The following is a 3,611-nucleotide window of genomic DNA, read 5'->3' on the forward strand; positions in this document are numbered from 1 at the left end:
CTGAACTGCGCGACAGCGCCGAGGCGCGGCTGCTCGACCGGCTGGCGCGGGGGCGCCGGGCAGTGGTGGCGCAGCTGATCTATCGCGATCAGCCCTGGCAGGGCAGCGCCAAGGGCCGCGAGTTCGGCCGCGCCAGCATGGAGCTGCACTGGCGCCAGGGCGAGGCCGATGTGGCCGTCATGCTGGCCCGGCGTGGCTGGTCCGGGCTGCCCACCGGTCCGGGCGTCTGGAGCTTTGACGCGACCGCTGCCTGAACTGCTTTTGTCCCTCCGTGTTTCTGATAGTCTGATGGCCATGTTGCAGCGACTGCAACCGGTGACGGTCAACCGCCGAATGTGGCGGTGAGCATCGGGCCGCTGGACTGCAACCCGTGGGGAAGGAGCTGTCACCATGAGCGTGGAAAGCTGGCGGGACCGGATATTCACCCTTGCCGATCCCGATGCCGCGCGCACTGCCTGTGCCGCGAGCCGGTTCCTGATCTGATGAGCGCCGCCATCATCGATCGGCGCATCTGCGCCGAGATCGAAGGCAGCTTCGTGCTGTTCCTGATCGGTATCCGGATCAACCGGCTGTGGAAGGTGAACAGCTGGGGGCCGACCTTTGCCGCGATGGGGCCGATGATTGCCGAGCTGTCGAAGCGGCCGGACCTGGGCCTGCTGCACAGCCGTACCCATGTCGGCTTTCCGGCGACCATGCTGGTGCAATATTGGCGCAGCCTTGATCATCTGCAGGCCTTTGCCACCGGCCGTGACCAGCTGCATCTGCCGGCCTGGCAGCGCTTCAACACGGCGGTCGGCTCCAACGGCGATGTCGGCATCTGGCACGAGACCTATCTGATCCAGCCCGGCCAGTATGAAAGCGTTTACAACAACATGCCGCGCTGGGGGCTGGGCGCGGCCGGTACCATCCACGATGCCACCGGTCTGCGTGCCCGCGCCGACGGACGGCGACAGGCGCAGACGGGCGGAGACTGAGCGATGACCAAGGCGTCTGATCTGCTGGTGCAATGCCTGGAAGCGGAGGGCGTCGACTATGTATTTGGCGTGCCGGGCGAGGAGAATCTCGACTTTCTCGACAGCCTGGGCCGGTCCACGCAGATCCGCCTGATCCTCACCCGGCATGAGCAGGGCGCCGGCTTCATGGCTGCCACCTACGGCCGTCACACCGGCAAGGCGGGCGTGTGCCTCGCCACGCTGGGGCCGGGGGCAACCAACCTGGTGACGGCGGCCGCCTATGCCACGCTGGGCGGCATGCCGACGCTGATGATCACTGGCCAGAAGCCGATCAAGCGCAGCAAGCAGGGCCGGTTCCAGATCCTCGACGTCGTCGACATGATGCGGCCGATCACCAAATATACCCACCAACTGGCCAGCGCCGACAATATCCCGGCCAGGGTGCGCGAGGCCTTCCGGCTGGCGCAGGAGGAAAAGCCCGGCGCCACCCATCTGGAGTTGCCGGAGGACATCGCCCACGATCCCACCGACGCGGTGCCGTTCAGGCCAAGCTATGCCCGCCGGCCGCTGGCCGATGCCAAGGCGGTGCAGGCGGCCGTGCGCGCCATCGAGGCCGCGAAATCCCCCATCCTCGTCATCGGCGCGGGCGCCAACCGCACGATGACATCGAAGATGCTGCTGGAATTCGTTGAAAAGACGCGAATTCCGTTCCTGACGACGCAGCTGGGCAAGGGCGTCATCGATGAACGCCATCCCAAGTTCCTCGGCTGCGCGGCGCTATCGGCAGGAGATTTCGTCCATGCCGCCATTCGCCGTGCCGATGTCATTGTCAACATCGGCCACGACGTGATCGAGAAGCCGCCCTTCTTCATGACCCAGGACGGTGCCACCGTCATCCACATGAGCGTGCGCTCGGCCGAGGTGGACCCGGTTTATTTCCCGCAGATCGAGGTGATCGGCGATATCGCCAATGCAGTCTGGCAGCTGAAGGAGGCGATCCAGGTCCAGCCGCACTGGAATTGTGCCGGCATGCTGGAAGCGCGTGCCGCCGAAGTGGCGCATCGTGACGCCGCAGCCGGGGACCAGCGTTTCCCGATCTATCCGCAATTTCTGGTCAGCCAGATCCGCCAGGCGATGCCGGAGGACGGCATCATCGCGCTCGACAATGGCGTCTACAAGATCTGGTTCGCGCGCAACTACACCGCCTATCGGCCCAACACTGTGCTGCTCGACAACGCGCTCGCCACGATGGGGGCCGGCCTGCCATCGGCCATGGCCTCCTGCATGGTCTATCCCGACCGCAAGGTGATGGCGGTGTGCGGCGACGGCGGTTTCATGATGAACAGCCAGGAGATGGAAACCGCGGTGCGCCTGGGCCTCAATCTCACCGTGCTGATCCTGAACGACGGCAGCTATGGCATGATCCGCTGGAAACAGGCCAACATGGGCTTCCAGGATTGGGGCCTCAGCTATGGCAACCCGGATTTCGTGGCCTATGCAAAGGCTTATGGCGCAAACGGCCACCGCGTCACCAGCGCTGGCATGCTGCCCGGCCTGCTGGCGCACTGCCTGGCGACGCCGGGCGTGCACCTGATTGATTGCCCGGTGGACTACAGCGACAACGACCGTATCCTCAACAAGGACATCAAGGAATTGAGCGCCGCCCTATGACGATTGCCCCCCTGCGGTTGCTGACAGCCGGCCTCTTGCTGGGTGCCGCGGCGCCGCCACCGGTGGCCGATCTACTGATCAGGGGCGGCATCATCCACGACGGCAGCGACCGGCCCGCCTTTGTGGGCGACGTGGCGATCAGCGGCGATCGCATCCTCGTGGTCGGCAAGGGCAGCAAGGTGCGGGCGAAGCGGGTGATCGAGGCGCGCGGCCTGATCGTGGCGCCAGGTTTCATCGATCCGCACACCCATGCCGATTGGGATGCGCCCGATCCCGGCAGCCGTCGGCTCGACACCTGGCTGGCGCAAGGCGTCACCACCATTGTTGTCGGCAATGATGGCGCCGGCAGCCCCGATGTCGCCGGCCAGACGGCGGCACTGGCCGCGCACCCGATCGGGCCCAATCTTGCATCCTATGTGGGCTTTGGTTCGGTGCGGCGGCAGGTGCTGGGCGACGGCGACGACACCCCAGACGCGGCCCAACTGGCGCGCATGCAGGCGCTGGTCGCCGGGGCCATGTGCGAAGGCGCGCTCGGCCTTTCGACCGGGCTGTTCTATCCGCCGCAGAAATATGCCCGCACCGAGGAGGTGATCGAAGTGGCGCGCGAGGCCGGGCGGCGCGGCGGCCTCTATGACACCCACCAGCGCGATGAATCGAGCTATGGCATCGGCCTGCTCGCCTCGGTCGATGAGGTGCTGCGCATCGGTCGTGACGCCGGGATGCCGGTGCATTTCGCCCATCTGAAGGCGCTGGGCGCCGATGTACAGGGCCAGTCCGCCACAGTCGTTGCCCGCATCAACGCTGCCCGCGCCGCCGGGCAGGACGTGACGGCCGATCAATATCCCTACACGGCCAGCGGCACCGGCCTGCTGGCAGCGCTGCTGCCCGGCTGGGCCCAGGCCGGCGGCATTGACGCCATCCGCGCCCGCATCGCCGATCCGGCCCAGCGCACCCGGCTGCGCGCCGACATGGCCGACAATCTGCGCC

The 3,611-nt window shown here is 66.6% G+C and carries 4 protein-coding genes; all 4 read left to right on the top strand.

Going from position 1 to position 3,611, the window contains the following annotated elements; translation table 11 throughout:
- Positions 1-254, top strand: a 254-nt coding sequence (locus GJ693_RS14700) for a DUF3734 domain-containing protein (RefSeq protein WP_197042233.1), incomplete at its 5' end; no start/stop codon positions are given.
- Between the two features lie 228 nt (positions 255-482).
- Positions 483-974 (top strand): DUF4188 domain-containing protein, encoded by a 492-nt coding sequence (locus GJ693_RS14705; protein WP_156257014.1) that lies wholly within the window; start codon positions 483-485, stop codon positions 972-974.
- 3 nt (positions 975-977) lie between these two features.
- On the top strand, positions 978-2,624 hold the full coding sequence (locus tag GJ693_RS14710; protein ID WP_156257015.1) for an acetolactate synthase large subunit: 1,647 nt from the start codon (positions 978-980) through the stop codon (positions 2,622-2,624).
- Positions 2,621-3,611 (top strand): N-acyl-D-amino-acid deacylase family protein (locus tag GJ693_RS14715; RefSeq protein ID WP_156257016.1); only part of this gene is annotated, 991 nt, incomplete at its 3' end. The genes GJ693_RS14710 and GJ693_RS14715, both read left to right, overlap by 4 nt.

Source organism: Sandarakinorhabdus oryzae (assembly GCF_009733735.1).
Taxonomy (GTDB): domain Bacteria; phylum Pseudomonadota; class Alphaproteobacteria; order Sphingomonadales; family Sphingomonadaceae; genus Sandarakinorhabdus; species Sandarakinorhabdus oryzae.